This window comes from Leclercia pneumoniae (genome assembly GCF_017348915.1).
In the GTDB taxonomy this organism is placed as follows: Bacteria; Pseudomonadota; Gammaproteobacteria; order Enterobacterales; family Enterobacteriaceae; genus Enterobacter; species Enterobacter pneumoniae.
On record NZ_CP071383.1, the window covers coordinates 3947464 to 3971890 of the forward strand.

General features: G+C 56.0%; 23 protein-coding genes. 8 read left to right on the forward strand and 15 right to left on the reverse strand.

The window, feature by feature from the left end; all coding sequences use genetic code 11:
* Window positions 1-22: 22 nt before the first annotated feature.
* On the forward strand, window positions 23-832 hold the full coding sequence (gene nirC, locus JZ655_RS19245; protein ID WP_207292515.1) for a nitrite transporter NirC: 810 nt from the start codon (window positions 23-25) through the stop codon (window positions 830-832).
* Between the two features lie 11 nt (window positions 833-843).
* Window positions 844-2217: a siroheme synthase CysG gene (gene cysG, locus JZ655_RS19250; protein WP_040078307.1), complete on the forward strand. Its 1374-nt coding sequence runs from the start codon at window positions 844-846 to the stop codon at window positions 2215-2217.
* A 60-nt stretch (window positions 2218-2277) separates the two neighbouring features.
* Here the strand turns inward: cysG and trpS are convergent, their stop codons facing one another.
* The 12 genes from trpS to JZ655_RS19310 form a co-directional block, all read right to left on the reverse strand.
* On the reverse strand, window positions 2278-3282 hold the full coding sequence (gene trpS / locus JZ655_RS19255; RefSeq protein ID WP_040078306.1) for a tryptophan--tRNA ligase: 1005 nt from the start codon (window positions 3280-3282) through the stop codon (window positions 2278-2280).
* Window positions 3275-4036: a phosphoglycolate phosphatase gene (gph, locus tag JZ655_RS19260; RefSeq protein ID WP_040078305.1), complete on the reverse strand. Its 762-nt coding sequence runs from the start codon at window positions 4034-4036 to the stop codon at window positions 3275-3277. The genes trpS and gph overlap by 8 nt, the downstream gene beginning before the upstream one ends.
* Window positions 4029-4706, reverse strand: a complete 678-nt coding sequence (gene rpe / locus JZ655_RS19265) for a ribulose-phosphate 3-epimerase (RefSeq protein ID WP_040078304.1) — start codon at window positions 4704-4706, stop codon at window positions 4029-4031. The genes gph and rpe overlap by 8 nt, the downstream gene beginning before the upstream one ends.
* A gap of 41 nt (window positions 4707-4747) precedes the next feature.
* Window positions 4748-5560, reverse strand: a complete 813-nt coding sequence (gene dam / locus JZ655_RS19270; protein ID WP_040078303.1) for an adenine-specific DNA-methyltransferase — start codon at window positions 5558-5560, stop codon at window positions 4748-4750.
* Between the two features lie 67 nt (window positions 5561-5627).
* Window positions 5628-6890 carry a cell division protein DamX gene (damX, locus tag JZ655_RS19275; protein ID WP_207292516.1) on the reverse strand — a complete coding sequence of 421 codons (1263 nt, stop codon included), beginning with the start codon at window positions 6888-6890 and terminating at the stop codon, window positions 5628-5630.
* A 92-nt stretch (window positions 6891-6982) separates the two neighbouring features.
* On the reverse strand, window positions 6983-8071 hold the full coding sequence (gene aroB, locus JZ655_RS19280; protein WP_040078301.1) for a 3-dehydroquinate synthase: 1089 nt from the start codon (window positions 8069-8071) through the stop codon (window positions 6983-6985).
* Between the two features lie 57 nt (window positions 8072-8128).
* Window positions 8129-8650 (reverse strand): shikimate kinase AroK, encoded by a 522-nt coding sequence (aroK, locus tag JZ655_RS19285; protein WP_010436374.1) that lies wholly within the window; start codon window positions 8648-8650, stop codon window positions 8129-8131.
* 296 nt (window positions 8651-8946) lie between these two features.
* On the reverse strand, window positions 8947-10182 hold the full coding sequence (gene hofQ, locus JZ655_RS19290; protein WP_207292517.1) for a DNA uptake porin HofQ: 1236 nt from the start codon (window positions 10180-10182) through the stop codon (window positions 8947-8949).
* Window positions 10127-10498 (reverse strand): HofP DNA utilization family protein, encoded by a 372-nt coding sequence (locus JZ655_RS21685; protein WP_425352458.1) that lies wholly within the window; start codon window positions 10496-10498, stop codon window positions 10127-10129. Before JZ655_RS21685 ends, hofQ begins: the two co-directional genes overlap by 56 nt.
* Window positions 10488-10952 carry a HofO family protein gene (locus tag JZ655_RS19300; protein WP_207292519.1) on the reverse strand — a complete coding sequence of 155 codons (465 nt, stop codon included), beginning with the start codon at window positions 10950-10952 and terminating at the stop codon, window positions 10488-10490. The genes JZ655_RS21685 and JZ655_RS19300 overlap by 11 nt, the downstream gene beginning before the upstream one ends.
* Window positions 10933-11472 carry a PilN domain-containing protein gene (locus JZ655_RS19305; protein ID WP_207292520.1) on the reverse strand — a complete coding sequence of 180 codons (540 nt, stop codon included), beginning with the start codon at window positions 11470-11472 and terminating at the stop codon, window positions 10933-10935. The genes JZ655_RS19300 and JZ655_RS19305 overlap by 20 nt, the downstream gene beginning before the upstream one ends.
* Window positions 11469-12251: a type IV pilus biogenesis protein PilM gene (locus JZ655_RS19310; protein ID WP_207292521.1), complete on the reverse strand. Its 783-nt coding sequence runs from the start codon at window positions 12249-12251 to the stop codon at window positions 11469-11471. Before JZ655_RS19310 ends, JZ655_RS19305 begins: the two co-directional genes overlap by 4 nt.
* A 120-nt stretch (window positions 12252-12371) precedes the next feature.
* On the opposite strand from JZ655_RS19310, the gene mrcA reads away from it, so the two are divergent.
* The gene (mrcA, locus tag JZ655_RS19315; RefSeq protein WP_046886760.1) at window positions 12372-14924 is read left to right on the forward strand and encodes a peptidoglycan glycosyltransferase/peptidoglycan DD-transpeptidase MrcA; all 2553 of its coding nucleotides are present in this window, start codon (window positions 12372-12374) and stop codon (window positions 14922-14924) included.
* A 47-nt stretch (window positions 14925-14971) separates the two neighbouring features.
* Here the strand turns inward: mrcA and nudE are convergent, their stop codons facing one another.
* Window positions 14972-15532 (reverse strand): ADP compounds hydrolase NudE, encoded by a 561-nt coding sequence (gene nudE / locus JZ655_RS19320; protein ID WP_046886761.1) that lies wholly within the window; start codon window positions 15530-15532, stop codon window positions 14972-14974.
* Between the two features lie 322 nt (window positions 15533-15854).
* On the opposite strand from nudE, the gene JZ655_RS19325 reads away from it, so the two are divergent.
* The 5 genes from JZ655_RS19325 (at window position 15855) to pckA (ending at window position 22046) form a co-directional block, all read left to right on the forward strand.
* Window positions 15855-17990, forward strand: a complete 2136-nt coding sequence (locus tag JZ655_RS19325) for an intracellular growth attenuator family protein (protein ID WP_207292522.1) — start codon at window positions 15855-15857, stop codon at window positions 17988-17990.
* A gap of 66 nt (window positions 17991-18056) precedes the next feature.
* Window positions 18057-18740 carry a GMP/IMP nucleotidase gene (gene yrfG, locus JZ655_RS19330; protein ID WP_207292523.1) on the forward strand — a complete coding sequence of 228 codons (684 nt, stop codon included), beginning with the start codon at window positions 18057-18059 and terminating at the stop codon, window positions 18738-18740.
* Complete coding sequence (gene hslR / locus JZ655_RS19335) at window positions 18737-19138, forward strand: ribosome-associated heat shock protein Hsp15 (protein ID WP_040078288.1); 402 nt, start codon at window positions 18737-18739, stop codon at window positions 19136-19138. The genes yrfG and hslR overlap by 4 nt, the downstream gene beginning before the upstream one ends.
* 23 nt (window positions 19139-19161) lie before the next feature.
* Window positions 19162-20040, forward strand: a complete 879-nt coding sequence (hslO, locus tag JZ655_RS19340) for an Hsp33 family molecular chaperone HslO (RefSeq protein ID WP_040078654.1) — start codon at window positions 19162-19164, stop codon at window positions 20038-20040.
* A gap of 389 nt (window positions 20041-20429) precedes the next feature.
* Window positions 20430-22046 (forward strand): phosphoenolpyruvate carboxykinase (ATP), encoded by a 1617-nt coding sequence (gene pckA / locus JZ655_RS19345; protein ID WP_046886763.1) that lies wholly within the window; start codon window positions 20430-20432, stop codon window positions 22044-22046.
* Window positions 22047-22148: 102 nt separating this feature from the next.
* Here pckA and envZ read toward each other — a convergent pair whose 3' ends face one another.
* Window positions 22149-23495, reverse strand: coding sequence for a two-component system sensor histidine kinase EnvZ (gene envZ / locus JZ655_RS19350; RefSeq protein ID WP_046886764.1), 1347 nt, complete (start codon window positions 23493-23495; stop codon window positions 22149-22151).
* Window positions 23492-24211, reverse strand: coding sequence for an osmolarity response regulator transcription factor OmpR (ompR, locus tag JZ655_RS19355; protein ID WP_001157751.1), 720 nt, complete (start codon window positions 24209-24211; stop codon window positions 23492-23494). The genes envZ and ompR overlap by 4 nt, the downstream gene beginning before the upstream one ends.
* Window positions 24212-24427 lie beyond the last annotated feature (216 nt).

Sequence of the window (24427 nt, forward strand, 5' to 3'; positions counted from 1 at the left end):
TCATTTTCAGGATAATCAAACCATGTTCACAGACACTATCAACAAGTGTGCGGCTAACGCTGCGCGCATCGCACGGCTCAGCAAGAATAACCCCCTCGGCTTTTGGGTCAGCTCAGCGATGGCGGGCGCCTACGTTGGTCTGGGCATCATCTTGATCTTCACCCTTGGCAATCTGCTGGAGCCCTCTGTTCGTCCGCTGGTAATGGGTGCAACCTTTGGTATCGCGTTAACCCTGGTCATCATCGCCGGATCGGAGCTCTTCACGGGCCATACCATGTTCCTGACGCTGGGCGTTAAAGCGGGCACCATTACTCAGGGCCAGATGTGGGCCATCCTGCCGCAAACCTGGATGGGTAACCTGCTGGGCTCGGTCTTCGTCGCGCTGCTGTATAGCTGGGGTGGCGGAAGCCTGCTGCCTGTGGATACCAGCATCGTTCACTCCGTAGCGCTGGCGAAGACGACTCAGCCAGCTATGGCTCTGTTCTTCAAGGGCGCGCTCTGTAACTGGCTGGTATGCCTGGCAATATGGATGGCAATCCGTACCGAAGGCGCGGCCAGGTTTATCGCTATCTGGTGGTGCCTGCTGGCGTTCATCGCCTCCGGCTACGAGCACTCCGTGGCAAACATGACCCTCTTCGCCCTCTCCTGGTTTGGACACCATAGCGAAGCTTTCACCCTTTCGGGTATCGGCCATAACCTGTTGTGGGTAACCCTGGGCAATACCCTTTCGGGTGCAGTATTTATGGGCTTAGGTTACTGGTATGCTACCCCTAAAGCGGAGCGTCCGACTCCGGCCAACATCGCAACAGCACCGGCGAAAGCCCATTCTTAAGAGGTAATGTCGTGGATCACCTGCCAATATTTTGTCAATTACGCAACCGCGACTGCCTGCTGGTGGGCGGTGGTGATGTCGCCGAACGCAAAGCACGTCTGCTGTTAGAGGCAGGTGCACGACTGACCGTTAACGCCCTCGCGTTCGCGCCACAGTTTGAGGTCTGGGCGAAGGAAGGGATGCTCACCCTTGCGCCTGGCGAGTTTGACGAATCCCTGCTTGATACCTGCTGGCTGACCATCGCAGCCACGGACAATGATGACGTGAACCAGCGCGTCAGCGATGCCTGCGAAGTTCGCCGCATCTTCTGCAACGTGGTGGATGCGCCGAAAGAGGCGAGCTTTATCATGCCTTCAATCATCGACCGTTCGCCGCTGATGATTGCGGTGTCATCCGGGGGACGTTCGCCCGTTCTGGCTCGCCTGTTACGGGAAAAGCTGGAGGCCCTGCTGCCCCAGCACCTCGGGCAGATTGCACACTACGCCGGGCAACTTCGCTCCCGCGTGAAGCAAACCTTCCAGACCGTTGGGGAGCGCCGCCGCTTCTGGGAAAAATTCTTTGTTAACGACAGGCTGGCGCAGTCGCTGGCGAATCAGGATCAGAAGGCCATTGAAGAGACGACAGCGCAACTGTTGAGCGAGCCGCTGGATCATCGCGGTGAAGTGGTGCTGGTTGGCGCAGGCCCGGGTGATGCAGGCTTGCTGACGTTGAAGGGGCTGCAGCAGATCCAGCAGGCAGATATCGTGGTTTACGATCGCCTCGTATCGGACGACATCATGAATCTGGTGCGACGCGATGCGGATCGCGTGTTCGTGGGTAAACGCGCAGGTTACCACTGCGTACCGCAGGAGGAGATTAATCAGATCCTGCTGCGCGAGGCGCAGAAAGGCAAACGCGTGGTGCGTCTCAAGGGGGGCGATCCTTTTATCTTTGGCCGCGGTGGCGAAGAGCTGGAAACTCTCTGCGAAGCGGGCATTCCCTTCTCCGTGGTGCCCGGTATTACGGCAGCTTCTGGCTGTTCGGCTTACTCCGGTATTCCGCTGACCCACCGTGATTACGCCCAGAGCGTACGTCTGGTAACGGGGCACCTGAAAACCGGCAGCGAACTGGACTGGCACAACCTGGCTGCTGAAAAACAGACGCTGGTGTTCTATATGGGGCTGAACCAGGCCGCCACGATTCAGGCGAAACTGCTGGAGCAGGGTATGGATGCAGAGATGCCCGTCGCGCTGGTGGAAAACGGCACCGCCGTTACGCAGCGGGTGGTGAACGGCGTTCTGACGCAGCTGGGTGAACTGGCACAACAGGTTGAAAGCCCGGCGTTGATTGTGGTTGGCCGGGTGGTGGAACTTCGCAACAAGCTCAACTGGTTCTCAAATCACTAACGGACAAGCATAAAAAAACCGGGGCCATCCCCGGTTTTTTTAACTGAGACTTCGCTGTATTTACGGTTTTGCCACAAAGCCAATCGCTTCGTAGACCGCCTTCAGGGTTTCAGACGCACGGGCACTGGCTTTTTCCGCCCCGTCTTTCATCACCTTCTGCAGGAAAGCTTCGTCGTTACGGAAACGGTGATAACGCTCCTGCAGGTCAATCAGCATACCGGACACCGCATCAGCAACTTCGCCTTTCAGGTGGCCATACATCTTACCTTCGAAGTGCTGCTCCAGCTCCGGAATGCTCTGGCCGGTCACGCCGGAGAGGATATCCAGCAGGTTAGAGACACCCGCTTTGTTCTGCACGTCGTAACGTACCACTGGCGGCTCATCAGAGTCGGTCACGGCGCGTTTCAGTTTTTTCACCACCGCTTTCGGATCTTCGAGCAGGCCGATAACGTTGTTGCGGTTATCGTCCGACTTGGACATCTTTTTGGTCGGCTCCAGCAGAGACATTACGCGCGCGCCGGATTTCGGAATGAACGGCTCCGGAACTTTGAAGATCTCGCCGTAGATGGCGTTAAAGCGCTGGGCGATATCGCGGCTCAGCTCCAGGTGCTGTTTCTGGTCTTCGCCAACCGGAACCTGATTGGTCTGATACAGCAGAATATCTGCAGCCATCAGCACCGGGTAATCGAACAGACCGGCGTTAATGTTTTCGGCATAGCGGGAAGATTTATCTTTGAACTGAGTCATACGGCTCAGCTCACCGAAATAGGTGTAGCAGTTCAACGCCCAACCCAACTGCGCATGCTCCGGCACGTGAGACTGAACGAAAATGGTGCTTTTCTCAGGATCGATACCGCAGGCCAGATAGAGGGCAAGCGTATCCAGCGTGGCTTTACGCAGCTGCTGTGGATCCTGACGCACGGTGATCGCGTGCTGGTCAACGATGCAGTAAATGCAGTGATAGTCATCCTGCATGTTTACCCACTGACGCAGCGCACCCATGTAGTTGCCAATGGTCAGTTCACCTGAGGGCTGTGCGCCACTAAAAACGATGGGCTTAGTCATTTTTCAATTCCTGATTTTCACTGTGCGGGAGCCCGAGTGCGGGCAGTAAATCTTTAAAGTGGTCGAAGACGTAATCCGGCTCACTGAGGGTAATGGCTTCACCGTAGTTGTAGCCATAGGTCAGGCCAACGGAGGGGCTCCCCGCAGCTTTCGCAGCCAGAATATCATTGCGGGAATCACCCACAAAGAGCAGCGCTTCCGGCGATAAGGATAATTTTCCCGCCACCAGCAACAGCGGCTCCGGGTGTGGTTTTTTGTTCTGTACGTCGTCGCCGCCAACAATCACTGAGAAATAGTGGGCGATATTCAGCGCTTCCAGCAGTGGGGCAACAAAGGGGGTCGGCTTATTGGTCACCAGCCCCAGCGGCAAGCCTTTGGCATGCAGCGCACTCAGCGTGGCCTCAACGTCCGGGAACAGGAAGCTGCCCTCTTCAACCGTCTCTTCATAGAAACGGTCAAACAGTTTGCGCAGGATACGTACCTGCTCTTCCTGAGGGATATCCGCATGGTCAACGCCCGGTTTGCCCTGTGCGGCGCGCTGAATGGCGCGCTCCTGGCGCGCCCAGCTTAATGCGCGCTCCATTAGCACATCGGCACCGTTGCCGATCCAGGTAATGACCCGCTCTTCGCCCGCAACGGGCAGCTCCAGTGCGTATAACGCCTGGTCGACGGCGCTGGTTAAACCCGGTGCGCTGTCCACCAGCGTACCGTCGAGGTCAAAGGCTACACCCCGAATTGCCTGCAATTTATTCATGACTTACCTTTGCCAGTTCGCTGCGCATTTCATCAATCACTTTGCGGTAGTCCGGCTGATCGAAGATGGCAGAACCGGCGACAAACATATCCGCACCTGCCGCTGCGATTTCACCAATATTATTGACCTTCACTCCCCCATCCACTTCAAGACGAATGTCGTAGCCAGATTCGTCGATACGGCGGCGGACTTCACGCAGCTTATCCAGCGTTTGAGGAATAAAGGATTGACCACCAAAGCCCGGGTTGACGGACATCAGCAGAATGACATCCAGCTTATCCATCACGTAATCCAGGTAGCTCAGCGGCGTGGCCGGGTTGAACACCAGTCCGGCTTTACAACCGTGCTCTTTAATCAGCTGTAGGGTGCGGTCTACGTGCTCGGAGGCTTCCGGATGGAAAGTAATGATGCTGGCACCTGCGGCGGCAAAATCCGGCACGATGCGATCAACCGGCTTGACCATCAGATGTACGTCAATCGGCGCGGTGATACCGTAACTGCGCAGCGCCTTCAGTACCATCGGGCCGATGGTAAGATTCGGCACATAGTGGTTATCCATCACGTCGAAATGAACCACATCCGCGCCGGCAGCCAGCGCCTTCGCGGTATCTTCACCCAGGCGGGCGAAATCGGCCGACAGAATTGAGGGAGCAATCAAATACTGTTTCATCCGCATCTCCTTGAAAAGTTTATAGCGGCGGGCGAAACGGCTCAGGGTCGATAGAGAGCCAGCAGTTCGTCCACCTTTTTACGTGTGCCGCCGTTGCTGCTGATGCTACGGCGCACCTTCACCTGATAATGCTTCGCGGCTTTGTACCATTCGCGCGTATCAGGCGTGTCATGATTCGAAATTAACACCGGTATTCTTTTGCTGACCAGCTTTTCCGCCATCTCCGCCAGACGCGCCTGCTCGGCAGGGCTGAAGCTGTTGGTGTGATAGGCGGTAAAATTCGCTGTGGCAGACAGGGGGGCGTAAGGGGGGTCACAGTAGACCACCGAGTTTGCATCAGCACGATCCATACACTCCTCATACGAGAGGCAGTGGAACTCTGCATTCTGCGCTTTTTCGGCGAAGTGATACAACTCGGCCTGCGGGAAATAGGGGCGCTTATAACGGCCAAATGGCACGTTAAATTCGCCGCGCAGGTTATAGCGGCACAGGCCGTTGTAGCCATGGCGGTTGAGATAGAGGAACAACAGCGCACGGCGGAAAGGCTCCTGGCTCTGATTAAATTCAGTGCGGAACTGGTAGTAAACGTCCGGATGATTATGCTCAGGCGTAAAAAGCTTACGGGCCTCATCAACGAACTCGTCTGTTCGCTCTTTAACGATGTTATAGAGGCTGATCAGGTCGCTGTTGATATCCGCCAGGATGTAACGAGAAAAATCGGTATTGAGAAATACCGACCCGGCCCCGACAAAGGGCTCGATAAGGCACTCGCCTTTCGGCAGGTGTTTTTTAATATCATCAAGCAGGGGGTATTTCCCCCCTGCCCATTTCAGAAAAGCGCGATTTTTTTTCATGCTGACTAACTGATTACACCTTCTCCGGCTGTGGAGAAAGCTCCGACAGCATCCTGCGCTTCACAGATTATTTCAAATCGGACTGAACCTGACGGATAGGTTTAGCCCATGGGTTTTTCGCCTGAACGTCCGCTGGCAGCGAGGAAACAGCGCGTTTCGCCTCATCTTTAGAAGCATAAACACCGCTTACCAGCACGTACCATGGCTGACCGTTACGCGTGGTTTGATAGACCACATAGTTTTTCAGGTTCGACTTTTTAGCCCAACCGTTCAGGTTGTCATAGTTCGATGAGCTGCTCAGCTGCAACGTATAGTTGCTGGAGGGTGCAGATTTCAGCGAACTGACGTTGCCAGTGGTTTTACCCGCGCTGCTGGTTGCAGTGGCTGTCGCTGCAGGAGCGGCAGGTGCCGTTGCGGTCGCCTTCGGCGCAGACGGCGCTGCTGTGGTCGGCGCTTTTACCGGTGCGCTGGTCACGGTTTCGCTGTGCTTAGGCTGCGCGGCTGGTTTTGGCTCTGCGGCTTTGGCTACGGGCTGTGGTTTGGTTTCACGCTTCGGCTCGATAACCGCCTGCTTGCGTTCCTGACGCGGTGCAGTCTGGGTCTGGCGAGGCGTTGATTCGGTCGCGGCGGTTTGCTGGCCATTCGCACCACGAATTGGCGCAACGGTAGCCGGTTCCGCCGGCAGCGTAGAGCTGACAACGTTGTTAACCTGCGTCTGACCCTGCGGCTGAGTCAGCGCATTATTCAGATCGCCCTGAACTTCTACACGCTGCTGGCCCTCAGGCGCGGCAGCTGCCTCACCCTGAGTCGGTGTGGAAGAGACTGGCGGCAGAGAAATCTCTTGCTGAGTATTGCCAGCAGTCTGCTCTGCAGAGGTCGTGCCCGGGGCTGGCTGAGTGCCATTAGCTTGATCGGCGGCGTTACCGGAAAGATCGATACTCTTTTCCGTATTTGCGCTTTGGTTAGCCGACGGGGTAGAAGGTGCTTTGAGTGCGGAACCGACGCCAATAATCAACAGCAGCAGAACCAGCACACCCAGCCCCATCATCACATACTGGCGGGAGGCGGGCTTAGCGGCGGCTTTTTTACGTTTACGCGGGCGACGCTCTACGGGCGCTTCGTCCATTGAATCATCTTCGGACTCATACTCTTCTTCACGCTCATCGCGTGCCGTGCGGGCTCGCGACGGACGGCGGTCGTCACCATCAAGATCAACGTCATCAAAATTAATCTGCGGCTCGTTATCACGTTCTGAAGATTGACGAGTACGACCAGTACGACGATCGCTGGGATCGGGTTTCAGATCGTCTTCTGGTTTGAATTCATCCATTTAACACCCCACTCAACGGCTCATGCTTACAACGCTGCATATCACCTGAAGCAAAATGGCTACGTTTTACGGTAGCCGGACCTTTCTAGTTGTTACGCTTGCTGGCAATCAGCAATAGCGCCAAGAACGACATCGTGCGGCACTCCGCCGCGTACTTCACTCTTTCCTATTGCCAGCGGGAGCACCAGACGCATCTCGCCAGCCAATACTTTTTTGTCGCGCATCATATGAGGCAGGTAAGCCTGCGCCGACATCTCCTGCGGGCCGCTTACTGGCAAGCCAGCGCGCTTGAGCAGGGTAATGATGCGTTGCGTCTCGTCGGGGGTAAACTGTCCCAGGCGTTCAGAAGTGCGGGCCGCCATAACCATGCCCGCAGCAACCGCCTCGCCGTGCAGCCAGTTGCCGTAGCCCATTTCGGCCTCAATAGCGTGACCGTAAGTGTGCCCCAGATTCAGTAAAGCACGTAAGCCGGATTCGCGCTCGTCTGCGGCAACGACTTCTGCTTTCAGCTCACAGCACCGACGAATGCAGTACGCCATCGCCTGACCATCCAGACGCAACAGCGCATCCATATTCTCTTCCAGCCAGCTAAAGAACTCACCGTCGAGAATAATGCCGTATTTGATCACTTCCGCCAGGCCAGAGGCTAACTCACGCGCAGGCAAGGTTTGCAGACAGTCGAGATCCACCACCACCGAAGCGGGCTGGTAGAACGCGCCAATCATGTTTTTGCCAAGCGGGTGGTTAACGGCCGTTTTGCCGCCCACGGAGGAGTCCACCTGCGAAAGCAGTGTGGTAGGAACTTGAATAAAGCGCACACCGCGCTGATAGCTTGCCGCAGCGAAACCGGTTAGATCGCCAACAACGCCGCCCCCAAGGGCAACCAGCGTCGTATCGCGACCGTGCGGTTTTTGCAGCAGCGCGGTGAAGACGGTATCAAGAACCGCCAGGCTTTTAAATTGTTCGCCATCCGGCAGGATGACGCTGTCGACTTTCACACCCGCCTTTTCAAGAAGAAGGCGGATTTTTTCGAGATAAAGCGGCGCCAGCGTCTCATTGGTGACCAGCATCACCTGATCGCCCGCTTTCAGTGGCAAAAAGGAAGCTGGATCGTTAAACAAGCCAGCCGCGATGGTGATGGGGTAACTACGTTCCCCGAGAGTGACGGTAATCCTCTCCATGACGCGACATCCACCTTAAATGCTTATACCCGCAGGCGAGTGTGTATTAAGCCAGAATCAGTTGCTTTCCAGCATATGAATAATCTGGTTTGCGACCACTTTAGCGCTCTGATCGTCCGTGCGAATGGTGACGTCAGCAATCTCTTCGTACAGCGGATTGCGTTCACCTGCAAGGGCTTCCAGAACTTCGCGCGGAGGCGTTTCAACCTGCAGTAATGGGCGCTTTTTATCGCGCTGCGTACGTGCCAGCTGTTTTTCGATGGTCGTCTCGAGATAAACCACGACACCACGGGCGGAGAGACGGTTACGGGTCTCGCGTGATTTTACAGAGCCGCCGCCGGTTGCCAGCACGATGCCCTGTTTTTCCGTAAGTTCATTAATAACTTTTTCTTCACGGTCACGGAAACCTTCTTCGCCTTCTACATCGAAGACCCAGCCCACATCAGCTCCGGTTCGTTTCTCAATCTCTTGATCAGAATCGTAAAATTCCATATTGAGTTGTTGAGCTAACTGGCGCCCAATAGTGCTTTTGCCGGCACCCATAGGCCCAACCAGAAAGATATTGCGTTTCTCTGCCATTTTTTCGGTACTACTAAGACTATTCGTTAATGGTAAACCCGCTTCGCCGACACCTGGCGTAACAGGGCATGAACTGAAACCTCATATGCGATAGAGCGAGAGTCAGACTAAAAATTATCTCAGTACTCCCGGTTGTTTGGCAACAGAATAAATCACCGGACCAGAAGCTTAAGGCGTAAAGGCGCATGACCAGACAAGCTGACACTCAAATCGGTACTCCTTGTATGCTAATTCATGCCCCACGTCAAACATCTGCAACAAACTGAATGCAAAATCACTACGGGGATCGTTACCTGTTAGCGCGTCGTCACCAGACGAGGCGTAATAAAAACCACCAGCTCCCGGCGCTCTCTCTCTTTTCCGTCATGGCGAAATAGCTGCCCTAACAACGGAAGCCCTCCCAGCCCCGGAACCCGTTGACTGCCGGTTTTATGCTTCTGCGAAAAAATGCCGCCTAGCGCCAGCGTTTCACCGCTTTTGACTTCGACCTGGGTTTCAATCTCTTGCTTATCGATCGCCAGCGTTTCCCCCTCCGCCTGCTGCAATACCTGGCCTGGGGTATTTTCGCTGATCCGCAGCTTTAAGCGCACGCGTCCGTTGGCCAGTACCACGGGCGTCACCTCCATCCCCAGCACCGCCTCTTTAAATTCTACCGAGGTGGCACCGCTCTCTCCGCTGGAGACCTGATACGGGATCTCACTGCCCTGTTTGATGCTGGCAGGCTGCATATGCGAGGCCAATAGCCGCGGGCTGGCAATGATCTCCAGCTGCTGTTTCTGCTCCAGCGCAGAGAGCTCAATATCCAGCAGCCGACCGTTAATCCGCCCGATATTGAACCCCAGCCGCCCGGTAGCATTGGCGACCGCCAGCTCGCTGTTCAGCGTGGTGAGCTGCCCGGGTTTACCCGCCTGCTGCGCTTCCGCCAGGTTCCACTTTACCCCCAGCTCACGCAGGCTCTTTTCGCTGATGGTGACAATATGCGCGGCCAGTTCAACCTGTGCCACGGGCAGATCCATCTGCTCAACCCAGCGCGATATTGACTCCAGGACTGCCCGGCTATCACGAACCAGCAGCCGGTTGGTGCGTTTGTCCACCGCCAGCGTCCCCCTGGCACTGAGCAGTTTCTCCGCCACAGCCTGCAGATCGCTGGCATCCGCATAGGAGAGGGGGATGCTACGCGCTTCCAGCGGAGCGTTCTGGGCCCTTTTATTGCGCTCAGCCTCCTTGCCCGCCTGCTGTTGTTGCTGCCATACAGCGGTATGAACGAAATAAATGCCGTTCTCTTCCCGCAGTACCAGCCCGGCGCTGTTCACCACCGTCTGGATTGCCTGGCGCCACGGCACGTCCGTCAGCCGTAGGGATACCTTGCCCGCCACCTCGGGAGAGATGATCAGATTGCGGTTTTCCTGCTCGGCCAGCGCTTGCAGGACCTGCGCGACGGGTACCTCGTCCACCACCAGGCTGATGGTTGTGGGCTTAGCCATCAGCGGCGGCGTGCAGATCAGTAATAGCGCGACGATCCCTGTTCTCATTTTTTGTTGTTCCTTCTCGTGGCCATCGCCAGTGCTGCGGTTCACACGCAGCTAAGGTATCGATGACGAGTTCCTTCTCATTAAATGCCAGCACTCGCCAGCCGGTGGGCAGCGTTTCACCGTCCCGCACGCGAAGCCAGCGGCCATTCGCATCCCGTACAATCCCGAGCGGCCTCTTTCCACTCACTACCCCTGAATAGCGCCACTCGCCTGTTTTGCCGTTGGGGCAGTTCGACGGCGGCGGCTGAAACGGGTCGCGCATGCCCAGCAACAGGGGCAGGCTGATAAGCAGCCACCCTATCCTCCTACCCCGCATTCTGGCGCTCCAGTTGTAAAACCACCTGTAAACTTTGCTGCTCTGGCGCAACGCTAAAGCTCGTCACCGCCACATCACGCTGGGCCAGCAAGCTGAAGAGCGCAGGGATTACTGCCCAGGTGGCATCCAGGACCAGTTCCCCACCTGCCGCAGCCGGTTGCCAGCGCACCAGACGCAGGCCATTGGCGTTGAACGCCAGCGGCGTAAAAGGCTGAGCGGGAGAAGTTATTGCCTCAGCCGGGGGCGGAAAGAGTTTTCTCGCCGCAGACCACATAGCGCGATGAGAAGCCGCTTCACGTTGTCGCTGCGCCTCCAGCGAAATGAGCTGTTGTTGAGCTGGGCGGTAAAACGAGAGCCACCAACCCAATAGCAACAACAGGGAACTGGCCAGCCAGACGGCGCATCGCCCGCGCGGCGTAAGCGCGTACCAGCGCTCAAAGGGGACCGGCATCATTCTCCTCCCGCTTACTCAGGGCGTAGCTAAACTGCCAGCGTCCCTGCGCATCCTGTCGCATCTCGCCTGCGGGCTTGAGCAGGAAACCGGGGAATCCCTCAAGCGCGCGCTCCAGCCGATTCAGGGCGCCTGGCGTGGAGGTGAAACCGGTCAGGTAGAGTGTGGATTGCTGAAAGCGCAGACGGGTAAGCCATGCCTGCGCGGGCAGAGTGTCTGAAAGGGTGGTTAGCACCGGCTGCCAGTCGCGAGTGGCGGCTTTTTTCTGCTCCCAGCGTTGCCGCTGCTGGCGCTGATTCTGCATCGCCAGCCACTGTTTTTTGCGCTGTTCGAGCGCCTGCTTTAGCGTCAGGTTGCTGTCGCGCCACTGCTGAGATACTGGCAAAGAAGCGAAATGGCTGGCCCGTCCGCTCAGGTACAGCGACAGGACTAGAAACAGTGAGCCGGTAAACAGCAGTCCCCAGAAGCGCACACAGAGGCGCTGGCGGCTCTGGCGCCAGGGCAGTAAATTGGCGGTTCTCACTGGGCGCCCTCCCCCATGGCCAGCGCCAGCGCTACGCTAAATTCTCCACCATTTTCCGGGAGCGGAGGCTGGCAATAAGAGAGCGTTGCCCAGGGGTCGAAGCTATCGCTACCACAGCAGACGATCTCCTCTGGCTGCAGCGCCAGCAGGGCCGCCAGCCGATCTGGCGTCTCCGCCTCGACCAGCGTTCGCCGCCCCCACTGGTGGCGCATCGCCCATAGCCATTGATCCTTGTCGCGCCAGGCGATGCACTGGGCCGGCAAGCTGAGCCAGGGAAGAAAATGCGCCAGCGCACCCGCATCGGGGGTAATGGTTGTCAGCCGCAGCCGTAACGCCACTGCCAGATCAAGTAGCGTCGCAATCTCTCTGTTTTGCGCCGCAGTGACGTGAAAAGCGTGGCTGAAGGTGTCTTCGGTGTAGTCGAAGCGTAGCGCATCAGGAGCCATCTCCAGTTCACGACTGATGGCTGTGTGAATCCAGGCCACCTGCTCGTTTTCACGCAGGGTCATTTCCGGGCGCGGCAGGGTGCGCTGCAGGGTACGGGAAGCAGGGAACGCGAGGAAAATCTGATGCTGCTGTGGCAGCAGCCTACGCCACTCCCCCAGCGCGGTTACCAGCTGTTGGGGTTGCAAAATTTGCCCGTCGCGGATGATGCCAGGCACCAGCGGGATCTGCCACCAGCGGCGTAAACCCCAGCCCGCCTTCTCCTTGACCAGTGCGACGGCAAGCACCTTATCCTGTTGAATATGCAGGCCTGTTCGCCATGTTTTGAACGCCATGTTTCACGATCTCCTTATCACCGCCGGGGATGACGGCTATATCAATGATCCAGGCTTGCCTTTATACTACCGCGCGATTGTTTAGAAACTGCCCAGGTCCAACTAAATGGAAAATCTCCGGTGAAGTTCGTAAAGTATTTATTGATCCTTGCAGTCTGTTGCATTCTGCTTGGAGCAGGCTCGATTATTGGTTTGTACAAATATGTAGAGCCCCAGCTACCTGATGTTGCCACGCTGCGCGATGTGCGACTCCAAATCCCCATGCAGGTCTATAGCGCTGATGGCGAGCTCATTGCTCAATACGGTGAGAAGCGCCGTATCCCGCTGACTTTAGATCAGATTCCGCCGGTGATGGTGAAAGCGTTCATCGCAACGGAAGACAGCCGTTTTTATGAGCATCATGGCGTTGACCCGGTGGGGATTTTCCGTGCCGCCAGCGTCGCGATGTTCTCAGGCCATGCGTCTCAGGGTGCAAGTACCATTACCCAGCAGCTTGCGCGTAACTTCTTCCTCAGCCCTGAAAAGACGCTGATTCGAAAGATCAAAGAAGTGTTCCTGGCGATCCGCATCGAACAACTGCTGAACAAGGACGAGATCCTTGAGCTTTACCTCAACAAGATCTATCTCGGCTATCGCGCCTATGGCGTGGGGGCTGCGGCTCAGGTCTATTTTGGTAAGTCGATCGATCAATTGACGTTAAGCGAAATGGCGACCATTGCCGGCCTGCCGAAGGCGCCGTCAACCTTTAACCCGCTCTACTCGCTGGAGCGCGCAACTGCCCGTCGTAACGTGGTGCTGTCGCGTATGTTGAGCGAAGGCTATATCAGCCAGACGCAGTACGAGCAGGCGCGTAACGAGGTGATTAACGCCAACTATCACGCCCCGGAAATCGCCTTCTCGGCCCCTTATCTCACCGAGATGGTGCGTCAGGAGATGGTTTCCCGCTACGGCGAGCAGGCGTACGAAGATGGCTATCGTATTTACACCACCATCACCCGCAAAGTGCAGCAGGGTGCGCAGCAGGCCGTGCGTAATAACGTCATGGATTACGATATGCGCCACGGTTACCGTGGCCCGTCGAACGTCCTGTGGAAGGTGGGTGAAGCGGCCTGGGATAGCAAAAAAATCACGGATTCCCTGAAAACGCTGCCGACGTATGGCCCGCTTATCGCCGCAGTCGTGACCAGCGCCAACCCGCAAGAGGCCACGGCGATGATGGCCGACGGCACCTCAGTGTCACTGCGTATGGAAGGGATCCGCTGGGCGCGTCCGTACCGCTCTGATACCGCACAGGGCCCAACGCCACGTAAAGTGACCGATGCCGTCCAGGCGGGCCAGCAGATCTGGATCCGCCAGGTCGGAGACAGCTGGTGGCTGGCACAGGTTCCGGACGTCAACTCTGCGCTGGTCTCAATCGATCCCCACAACGGTGCCGTGCTGGCGCTGGTAGGTGGCTTCGATTTCAACCAGAGCAAATTCAACCGTGCAACCCAGGCGCTGCGCCAGGTCGGCTCGAATATCAAGCCATTCCTCTATACCGCGGCGATGGATAAAGGGTTGACGCTCGCCAGTATTCTGAACGACGTGCCGATTTCTCGCTGGGATGCCGGGGCCGGTTCCGACTGGCGTCCGAAAAACTCCCCGGCGGAGTATTCCGGGCCTATCCGCCTGCGTCAGGGGCTGGGTCAGTCGAAGAACGTGGTGATGGTACGTGCGATGCGTGCCATGGGCGTGGATTATGCCGCTGAGTACCTTCAGCGTTTCGGTTTCCCGGCACAGAACATTGTCCATACCGAATCGCTGGCGCTGGGTTCCGCCTCCTTTACGCCGCTGCAGGTGGCGCGCGGTTATGCGGTGATGGCGAACGGCGGTTTCCTTGTCGATCCGTACTTCATCAGCAAAATCGAGAACGATCAGGGCGGCGTGATTTTTGAAGCGAAGCCTAAAATTGCCTGCCCGGAGTGTGATATTCCGGTGATTTATGGCAACACGCCGAAGTCTGACGTGCTGGAAGGCAAAGATATGGAAGATGTTGCCGTGTCGCAGGAGCAGCAAAACGCCACCGTGCCAATGCCGAAGCTCGAGCAGGCTAACCAGGCGCTGGTGTCGCAGGTGGGTGCGCAGGAGTACGCTCCGCACGTCATCAACACCCCGCTCTCCTTCCTGATTAAAAGCGCGCTCAACACCAATATCTTTGGTGAGCCGGGCTGGCAGGGCACAGGCTGGCGCGCAGGACGTGATTTACAGCGTCGAGATATCGGCGGAAAAACCGGTACCACCAACAGCTCGAAAGATGCGTGGTTCTCCGGCTACGGCCCGGGGGTGGTGACCTCCGTCTGGATCGGCTTTGACGATCACCGCCGTGATTTGGGCCGTACCACTGCCTCTGGCGCCATTAAGGATCAGATCTCGGGCTACGAAGGCGGAGCGAAGAGTGCTCAGCCAGCATGGGATGCCTATATGAAGGTGGCCCTGGACGGCGTACCGGAACAACCTCTGACCCCGCCGCCAGGCGTGATCACGGTGAATATCGACCGCAGCACCGGTCAGTTAGCGAACGGCGGCAACAGTCGTGAAGAGTTCTTTATCGAGGGCACCCAGCCAACGCAGCAGGCTGTGCACGAGGTAGGTACAACGCTAATTGATAACGGCGAAACGCACGAGCTGTTCTGACAGCCATAAAAATAGCCCGGCTCGCCGGGCTATTTTTTTATAAGCGATTACAACCGCCCCTGTCCTTTTAGCCATTCCCTCACCAGGAACAACGCACTGACGTTGCGCGCTTCATTGAAATCAGGTTCTTCCAGCAGATCCATCAGATGCGCCAGCGGCCAGCGTACCTGCGGCAGCGGCTCGGGCTCGTCGCCCTCCAGCCACTCCGGGTAGAGATCTTCTGCCAGAACAATATTCATTTTGCTTGAGAAGTAGGACGGCGCCATGCTCAGTTTTTTCAGGAACGTGAGATCCTTCGCACCAAAACCCACCTCTTCTTTCAACTCACGGTTTGCTGCCTCAAAGACAGATTCACCCGGGTCGATAAGCCCTTTCGAGAACCCCAGTTCATAAGACTCTGTACCTACCGCATATTCGCGGATCAGAATCAGATGATCGTCAATAATCGGAACAATCATTACCGCTTCGCGCGTGGACGGCCGCATACGTTCATAGACGCGACGCACGCCGTTGCTGAATTCCAGATCCACGCTTTCGACATTAAACAGACGCGACCTGGCGACAGTTTCAACATTCAGAATCGTGGGCTTTTGTAATGGTTTGCTCATATTGGGGGGTCTTTGCTGAGTGGACTCACGTCATTGTGCGATATGCCGCACGGGTTCGGCAATGTTCATCGCTCTGTATTTACATTTATGCAACTTATAGGGATTCATCCCCTATTTCAAACTGAAAGTCAAGAGGTTGAAATATGTCCAGGAATTTGCTGATATCCGCCATAGATTGCCTTTGCTATCATGACGGATCACTGGGACGCGTTTCAAATTGCTCAAGTTTGACTCCACACATGCCGATAGCCGAACACAGATTCTCATTCATTGTAAAAGGTGCAACTGATTACACCTGTAAAATAAGTAAGATGGGGAAAGCATGAGCACCATTTTGTTTTTTATCGCTGCTATGCTGGCCTGCGCAATGATTGCAGGGTGGGTGTACAGGCGTCGGGCAAAACGTCAGTATCGACTGCCCTTTTTAAATGCGTTTGCTGGCGCAGGCACGCGTAAACTCACTGCCGAAGAGCGCAGTGCCGTTGAGCAATATCTTGACGCCTTTAACCGCATTCAGCTAACGCCAGGTCCTACAGGCGCCAGCGCGGCACCGGTTTCCCTTACTCTGAATGCGCAGAGCAATACCGTGCTTTGCGTAACACGTTCTATTACCCGCTACGGCATTACCACTGACGATCCCAACAAGTGGCGTTATTACCTGGACTCTGCCGAAGTCCACCTGCCGCCGTTCTGGGAGCAGTACATCAATGATGAAAACAGCGTTGAACTGATTCAGACCGACTCCATTCCACTGGTGATTGCCCTTAACGGCCACACCATTGGTGAGTATGTGCAGGAAGCGCCTCGCTTTGCGCTGGAACATGTCAGCGCTACCCAGGCCTCTATCCGCGGTGAAGAGACCGAGCAAATCGAGTTGCTTAATATCCGACAGGAGACGCACGAAGAGTATGCCTTAAGCCGCCCGGACGGGATCCGCGAAGCGGTACTGATTGTGGCCTCTTTCCTGCTGTTCTTCTTCTGCCTGGTTACGCCAGACGTGTTTGCTCCCTGGCTGGCTGGCGGCGGTGTTCTGCTGCTGGCTGCCGGTTTATGGGGGCTTTTTGCCCCGCCAGCGAAAAATACCCTGCGTGAAATTCACTGCCTGCGCGGTACGCCAAAACGCTGGGGTCTGTTTGGCGAGACCGATCAGGACCATATCAATATTTCGCTCGGTATTATCGACCTGATTTATCCCCGTCACTGGCAGCAGTGGATTGCCCAGGACATCGGACAAAAAACCGATATTGATATCTATCTCGACAGGCACGTCGTGCGCCAGGGGCGCTATTTATCCCTGCACGATGAAGTAAAAAACTTCCCCCTCCAGCACTGGCTGCGTAGTACCGTCATTGCGGGCGGCGCAGCCATTGTGCTGGCGATGCTGTTCTTCCTGGTGCCGCTGGATATGCCGCTCAAATTCACCCTGTCATGGATTAAAGGGGCGCAAACCGTTGAGGCCACCAGCGTCAAACAGCTTGAAGAAGCAGGTATCCGCGTGGGTGACACCCTGCGTCTGAAAGGAACAGGAATGTGTAACATCCACGCGCCTGGCACTTGGACGACCCGACAGAACTCGCCGTTCTCGCCGTTTGACTGCTCACAACTTATCTGGAATGACGCCCCGCCGCTGCCGCTGCCGGAGTCCGACACCGTTAACAAAGCCGTTGCGTTAACCGAGGCGCTGAGTAACCAGCTCCACCCGAAACCAGACACGAACTCTCGCGTTAGCCCGGCGCTCCGCTCGGCCATTCAGAAATCAGGCATGGTGCTGTTGGATGACTTCGGCGACATCGTGATGAAAACGCAGGATCTCTGTTCAGCGCAGGATGAGTGCGTGAGGCTGAAAAATGCGCTGGTGAATCTGGGTAACAGTAAAGACTGGGAGACGCTGGTCAAACGTGCCAGCGCCGGCCGACTGGATGGCGTGAACGTACTATTGCGCCCGGTCAGTGCGGAGTCTCTCGATAATCTGGTAGCGACCTCCACCGCGCCGTTCGTGATACGTGAAACCTCCCGTGCAGCGCAGGCGCTGAACAGCCCGGCTCCCGGTGGCTTTATCATTATCAGCGATGAAGGCACCGATCTGGTCGATCAACCCTATCCACCGGTGGCGTTGTATGACTATCCGCCTCAGGAACAGTGGGGCGAGTTCCAGCGCCTGGCGCAGATGCTGATGCAAACGCCGTTCAGCGCGGAGGGGATTGTCACCGGTATCTTTACCGATGCCAACGGTACCCGCCATGTTGATCTGCATCGTATGCCGGATAGCGCAGGGCTCTGGCGCTATATCTCCACCACCCTGCTGATGTTGGCGCTGGCTGTCTGTATTATCTGGAATGGTTTCCTGGCGCTGCGCCGCTATCAGCGCTCGCGCACTCGTCTGGATGAAATCCAGCAGTACTATGATAATTGCCTTAATCCGAAGCTCATTCCCTCTCCTGAAAGCCTGATCGGATAACGCTGCTGCGCGACAAGATGTGCTACCCTGTCGCGCATCTTTCTTCTGGCTGGAGAGTCCCCCCTCATGCACCTTGATATCACCTGGCAGGACGTTGATACCGTCCTGCTGGATATGGACGGCACGCTGCTCGACCTCGCGTTTGATAACTATTTCTGGCAAAAGCTGGTGCCCGAAACTTACGGCGCGCAGCAGGGCATCACTCCGGCAGAAGCCCAGGATTATATTCGTCAGCAGTATCATGCCGTGCAGCATACGCTAAACTGGTACTGCCTGGATTACTGGAGCGAGCGCCTCGGTCTGGATATCTGCGCGATGACCACCGCCCAGGGGGCACGCGCGGTACTTCGTGAAGACACGGTTCCTTTCCTGGAGGCGTTGAAAGCGTGCGGCAAGCGACGCATCTTGCTGACGAATGCGCATCCTCATAACCTGGCCGTGAAGCTGGAACATACCGGACTGGCCTCACACCTTGATTTATTACTTTCCACCCACACATTTGGTTATCCGAAAGAGGATCAGCGTTTGTGGCAGGCGGTGGCTGAGCAAACCGGATTGCAGCCTGAAAGAACGCTGTTCATTGACGACAGTGAGCCGATTCTGGATGCCGCCGCGCAATTTGGTATCCGTTATTGTCTGGGTGTGACCAATCCTGATTCTGGTCTGGCAGAAAAAAGCTACCTGCGCCATCCGGGACTGAACGATTATCGCCGGATGATCCCCTCACTCAGCGTGAAGGAGACGCCATGAAAGAAAAACCCTCTGATGGGGTAAGACTGGATAAATGGCTGTGGGCTGCCCGTTTTTATAAAACGCGCGCCCTGGCCCGCGAGATGGTTGACGGCGGCAAAGTGCACTACAACGGGCAGCGCGCTAAGCCCAGCAAGATTGTTGAACTGAATGCCACCCTGACGCTGCGTCAGGGAAATGACGAGCGTACGGTGGTGATCAAAGCCATCACTGAACAACGTCGACCCGCGACCGAAGCCGTGTTGCTCTATGAAGAGACCGCAGAAAGCATCGAGAAACGCGAAAAAACGGCGCAGGCGCGCAAGCTGAATGCCCTGACCATGCCGCATCCCGACAGGCGACCGGACAAGAAAGAGCGCCGCAACCTGATAAAATTTAAATACGGCGAAAATGAGTGATCGTCGTTAAACGAGAGAAAACTATGGCCCAACACGACCAATTACACCGCTATCTGTTTGAGCAATTTGCTGTTCGCGGCGAGCTGGTGACTGTATCTGAAACCTGGCAGCAGATTCTGGAAAACCACAACTATCCGCTGCCGGTGAAAACCCTCCTTGGCGAGCTGCTGGTTGCCACCAGCCTGCTCACCGCCACGCTGAAGTTCGCGGGCGACATTACCGTGCAGTTGCAGGGTGACGGGCCAATGAACCTGGCCGTGATTAACGGTAATAACCAGCAGCAAATGCGCGGCGTTGCGCGCGTGCAGGGCGACATCCCGGAAGGTGCAGACCTGAAAACGCTGGTCGGCAACGGCTTCCTGGTGATCACCATCACCCCGGAAGAGGGCGAACGCTATCAGGGCGTGGTAGGTCTGGAAGGCGATACCCTGGCCGCCTGCCTGGAAGATTACTTTATGCGCTCCGAGCAGTTACCTACTCGTCTGTTTATCCGTACCGGCGAAGTAGAAGGTAAACCCGCCGCGGGCGGTATGCTGCTGCAGGTACTGCCAGCGCAGAATGCGCAGGGCGATGATTTCGAACACCTGGCTACGCTTACCGAAACCATCAAAGCGGAAGAGCTGCTGACGCTACCCGCGAATGATGTACTGTGGCGTTTGTATCACGAAGAAGAGGTCACGCTTTACGATCCACAGGATGTAGAGTTCAAGTGCACCTGTTCCCGTGAACGCTGTGCAGGCGCACTGAAAACGCTGCCGGATGAAGAGATCGACAGCATTCTGGCGGAAGACGGTGAGATCGACATGAACTGCGATTACTGCGGTTCACACTATGTCTTTAACGCCATGGATATAGCAGAAATTCGTAATAACGCCTCTCCGGCGGATCCGCAGGTTCACTAATCCTGTTATGAACTGCCCTCTCTGCAGGGCAGTTCATCTTCTTCTCGCTTCCTTTTTCCCGCGCCTCCCAGCCTGACTCATCTTTTTCTCTCCGTTTACGTTATGCGAATCACTTTCCATTCTGTAAGTATTACGTAATTTACTTTCATGTATGCGATTACATTCACATTCTTTTGGATTAAATCACCACCTCTTAACCTTTTAGGAACATTTTCTCCAACCAAAAAATGAATCCTGCCATAATCTGTGCCGCGGAGTGACAGGAGTTACAGCGTTTTCCGTTAAAAGGGTTTTGTCCGGATACGTAAATCTATGAGCCCCGTCGCGGTCAACAAACTCAGAAAAACCCTACAATTTTAGGCAGTACATATTGGCTAAGGAGCAGTGACATGCGCGTTAAAAGTTTAACCCCGCAAGATCTCAAGGCTTATGGTATTCACGACGTCCAGGAAATCGTTTATAACCCCGATTACGATACGCTGTATCAGGAAGAGCTTAATCCGGCACTGGAAGGCTACGAACGCGGGATATTAACGAATACCGGCGCTATCGCCGTTGATACCGGTATCTTTACCGGCCGTTCGCCAAAAGATAAGTATATTGTCCGTGACGACACGACCCGTGACACCCTGTGGTGGGCAGATAATGGTAAAGGGAAAAACGACAACAAACCGCTTTCCCCTGAAACATGGCAGCACCTGAAATCGCTGGTCACCCATCAACTTTCTGGCAAGCGTCTGTTTATTATCGACGCTTTCTGTGGTGCCAATGCCGATACCCGTCTCTCGGTGCGCTTTATCACTGAGGTGGCCTGGCAGGCACATTTCGTCAAAAATATGTTTATCCGCCCGACCGATGAAGAATTACAGGATTTCGAACCTGACTTTATCGTGATGAACGGCGCGAAGTGCACCAACCCGCAGTGGAAAGAGCAGGGGCTGAATTCCGAGAACTTTGTGGCATTCAACCTCACGGAGCGTATTCAGCTGATTGGCGGAACATGGTACGGCGGCGAAATGAAAAAAGGGATGTTCTCGGTCATGAACTACCTGCTGCCGCTGAAAGGCATTGCCTCTATGCACTGCTCGGCTAACGTGGGCGAGAAGGGTGACGTAGCGGTCTTCTTCGGCCTTTCCGGCACTGGAAAGACGACTCTCTCCACCGATCCGAAGCGCCGTCTGATTGGCGATGATGAACATGGCTGGGATGATGACGGCGTGTTTAACTTCGAAGGCGGGTGCTATGCCAAGACCATTCGTCTCTCACCCGAAGCGGAACCGGATATCTATCAGGCCATCCGTCGCGACGCGCTGCTGGAGAACGTTACCGTCCGTGCCGACGGTAGCGTCGATTTTGACGATGCGTCAAAAACCGAAAACACCCGCGTGAGTTACCCGATTTACCATATCGACAATATTGTGAAGCCGGTATCGAAAGCGGGTCATGCCACGAAGGTCATCTTCCTTACCGCCGATGCGTTTGGCGTGCTGCCGCCGGTATCTCGTCTGACCGCGAGCCAGACTCAGTATCACTTCCTTTCGGGCTTTACCGCCAAGCTGGCAGGTACCGAACGTGGCGTCACCGAGCCGACCCCGACCTTCTCGGCCTGTTTTGGCGCAGCGTTTCTCTCTCTGCACCCAACGCAGTATGCCGAAGTGCTGGTGAAGCGCATGCAGGCAGCCGGTGCGCAGGCCTACCTGGTAAATACCGGCTGGAACGGCACCGGCAAGCGTATCTCGATTAAAGATACCCGCGCCATTATCGACGCCATTCTGAATGGTTCGCTGGATGATGCGGAAACCTTTACGTTGCCGATGTTTGATCTGGCCATCCCAACGGCGCTGCCGGGCGTAGAGACGCGCATTCTCGATCCGCGTAATACCTACGGCTCACCGGAGCAGTGGCAAGAAAAAGCGCAATCGCTGGCGAAGCTGTTTATTGAGAACTTCGAGAAGTATACCGATACCCCGGCGGGCGCTGCGCTGGTGAGTGCGGGACCAAGGTAAAGGTAAAAGTAAAAAGGCAACGAACGTTGCCTTTTTTCATGTTTTCTTTCTCTCCCTGTGGGAGAGGGCCGGGGTGAGGGCATCAGACCGCACCTTCACGATCTAACTCTCTTTCACCTGCCCTCGCGTAACCGGCACCGGTAACCAGGCACGAATGCTCAACCCGCCCCGCTCACTGGTACCAATCTCCAGCAGGCCGTTATGGTTATCAACAATACGCTGCACAATCGCCAGGCCAAGACCGGTCCCGCTCGTGCTACGGGCACTGTCGCCACGCACAAACGGCTGAAACAGGTGCTTACGCTGCTCAGGTTTAATGCCCGGGCCATCATCCTCCACCTGGAACCAGGCGCGGTTCAGTTCAGAACCGCTGCTCACTCTAATCCAGCCATTACCATAGCGGGCAGCGTTCACCACCATATTGGCGATAGCGCGTTTGATGGAGAGCGGGTGCATACGCACCTGAATTTCGCCTGGCTGCATCGCGGTTTCGATTTCGCGTTCATAACCACTCTCTGCTGCCACCACTTCACCAAGCACCGCGTTCAGATCGGCCATCTCCATGGGCATCTCCTGCCCGGTACGCAGGTAGTCGATGAACTGCTCAATAATGGCATTGCACTCTTCGATGTCTTTATTAATCGACTCGGCGAGATACCCGTCCTCTTCGCCCATCATCTCTGTCGCCAGACGGATGCGCGTAAGCGGCGTTCGCAGATCATGGCTGACACCCGCCATCAATAGCGTTCGGTCATCCGCCAGTTGCTTCACCCCTGCCGCCATATGGTTAAAGGCACGGGTTACCGACCGCACTTCCGATGCGCCATATTCACGCAGCGGCGGCGGAATAATCCCTCTACCGACCTGCAGCGCAGCATGCTCCAGGTCGACCAGGGGTCGGTTTTGTATACGGATGAATAGCCATGCGCCGCCTATCGCCAGCAGCATAATGGCCAGGGTGTAACGGAACAGCGGCGAGAAGTCGCCCTGGTGGATTTCGGTGAGCGGTACGCGCACCCAGATATTGGGTGACAGCCAGGTTTTCAGCCAGACGACTGGCGAGCTTTTGTTAACCTCGACGCGCACTTCCGTCGGGCCACCCAACTGCTGCGCCATCTGCTGGCTGAGAAATTCATAGTGCTGGGCCCAGCGCAGGCCTGCGTCTTCCGCCGCTTCGTTTGAATAGAGCGATATCCCCAGCTCCCGGTAAATTTCACGGCGGAACGCCGGCGGAACCACCAGCTGGGTGCCATCTTCCAGCTGCAGTTTATCGGTCATCAGCATACGGACTTCGTACGCCAGAACCTTATTAAACTGTTGAAGACTAGGCAGAATCGCAAAGTTCAGCACCACCAGATAGGTCGTCACCAGGCTGACGAACAGCAAGGTGACGATCAATAACAGGGTGCGGGCAAACGAGCTTCGCGGCGAGAAACGCATTCGCCTCATGCTTTAGAGCCGTCCGGCACAAATACGTAGCCCAGGCCCCAGACGGTCTGGATATAGCGCGGATGCGCGGGATCTTCTTCCACCATGCGACGCAGGCGAGAGATCTGCACGTCGATGGAGCGCTCCATGGCGGAATATTCGCGGCCACGCGCCAGGTTCATCAGCTTATCGCGCGAGAGCGGCTCACGCGGGTGGCTGACCAGCGCTTTCAGAACCGCAAACTCACCGCTGGTGAGCGGCATTGGCTCATCTTCGCGGAACATCTCGCGGGTGCCGAGGTTAAGCTTGAACTTACCGAAAGCGATAACCGCCTCTTCCTGAGAAGGCGCGCCCGGCAGTTCGTTCGCCTGGCGGCGCAGCACAGCGCGGATACGCGCCAGCAGTTCGCGCGGGTTAAACGGTTTTGGAATGTAGTCGTCGGCGCCGATCTCCAGCCCTACGATACGGTCAACTTCTTCCCCTTTCGCCGTCACCATAATGATTGGCATCGGGTTGCTTTGACTGCGCAGACGGCGGCAAATAGACAGGCCATCTTCGCCCGGTAACATCAGATCCAGTACCATCAGGTGGAAGGATTCACGGGTCAACAGGCGGTCCATCTGTTCGGCGTTGGCTACGCTACGAACCTGGAAGCCCTGCTCGGTCAGATAACGCTCAAGCAGCGCGCGCAGGCGCATGTCGTCATCTACCACCAGAATCTTATAATTCTCTTGCATTGTGTGTACTCCCAAAGGTTCGGATACTCTTGAAGAACGTATTCTAAAAAAGTGCGCGTCTACGACCAGCTAATTCTGGTATAAATTCTAGTCGAAATTGTTACAAAGCATATTTAACAGCAGCTTATCTGCATAATCCATCACATAAATCATTATTAATCCTGTCTGTTACGCTCAGTGATACCTAATGTGCGTAAATGAGACAGGCCAGGTAGT

Excerpts from the sequence above, each read along its gene's own strand:
- dam (WP_040078303.1), bottom strand. The coding sequence starts at position 5,560 with ATGAAAAAAAATCGCGCTTTTCTGAAATGGGCAGGGGGGAAATACCCC.
- JZ655_RS19300 (WP_207292519.1), bottom strand. The coding sequence starts at position 10,952 with ATGATGCCGGTCCCCTTTGAGCGCTGGTACGCGCTTACGCCGCGCGGG.
- hslR (WP_040078288.1), top strand. The coding sequence starts at position 18,737 with ATGAAAGAAAAACCCTCTGATGGGGTAAGACTGGATAAATGGCTGTGG.
- ompR (WP_001157751.1), bottom strand. The coding sequence starts at position 24,211 with ATGCAAGAGAATTATAAGATTCTGGTGGTAGATGACGACATGCGCCTG.
- rpe (WP_040078304.1), bottom strand. The coding sequence starts at position 4,706 with ATGAAACAGTATTTGATTGCTCCCTCAATTCTGTCGGCCGATTTCGCC.
- aroB (WP_040078301.1), bottom strand. The coding sequence starts at position 8,071 with ATGGAGAGGATTACCGTCACTCTCGGGGAACGTAGTTACCCCATCACC.
- pckA (WP_046886763.1), top strand. The coding sequence starts at position 20,430 with ATGCGCGTTAAAAGTTTAACCCCGCAAGATCTCAAGGCTTATGGTATT.
- nirC (WP_207292515.1), top strand. The coding sequence starts at position 23 with ATGTTCACAGACACTATCAACAAGTGTGCGGCTAACGCTGCGCGCATC.
- aroK (WP_010436374.1), bottom strand. The coding sequence starts at position 8,650 with ATGGCAGAGAAACGCAATATCTTTCTGGTTGGGCCTATGGGTGCCGGC.
- JZ655_RS19310 (WP_207292521.1), bottom strand. The coding sequence starts at position 12,251 with ATGGCGTTCAAAACATGGCGAACAGGCCTGCATATTCAACAGGATAAG.
- damX (WP_207292516.1), bottom strand. The coding sequence starts at position 6,890 with ATGGATGAATTCAAACCAGAAGACGATCTGAAACCCGATCCCAGCGAT.
- JZ655_RS19325 (WP_207292522.1), top strand. The coding sequence starts at position 15,855 with ATGAGCACCATTTTGTTTTTTATCGCTGCTATGCTGGCCTGCGCAATG.
- hofQ (WP_207292517.1), bottom strand. The coding sequence starts at position 10,182 with ATGAGAACAGGGATCGTCGCGCTATTACTGATCTGCACGCCGCCGCTG.
- JZ655_RS21685 (WP_425352458.1), bottom strand. The coding sequence starts at position 10,498 with ATGCGGGGTAGGAGGATAGGGTGGCTGCTTATCAGCCTGCCCCTGTTG.
- gph (WP_040078305.1), bottom strand. The coding sequence starts at position 4,036 with ATGAATAAATTGCAGGCAATTCGGGGTGTAGCCTTTGACCTCGACGGT.
- envZ (WP_046886764.1), bottom strand. The coding sequence starts at position 23,495 with ATGAGGCGAATGCGTTTCTCGCCGCGAAGCTCGTTTGCCCGCACCCTG.
- hslO (WP_040078654.1), top strand. The coding sequence starts at position 19,162 with ATGGCCCAACACGACCAATTACACCGCTATCTGTTTGAGCAATTTGCT.
- trpS (WP_040078306.1), bottom strand. The coding sequence starts at position 3,282 with ATGACTAAGCCCATCGTTTTTAGTGGCGCACAGCCCTCAGGTGAACTG.
- nudE (WP_046886761.1), bottom strand. The coding sequence starts at position 15,532 with ATGAGCAAACCATTACAAAAGCCCACGATTCTGAATGTTGAAACTGTC.
- yrfG (WP_207292523.1), top strand. The coding sequence starts at position 18,057 with ATGCACCTTGATATCACCTGGCAGGACGTTGATACCGTCCTGCTGGAT.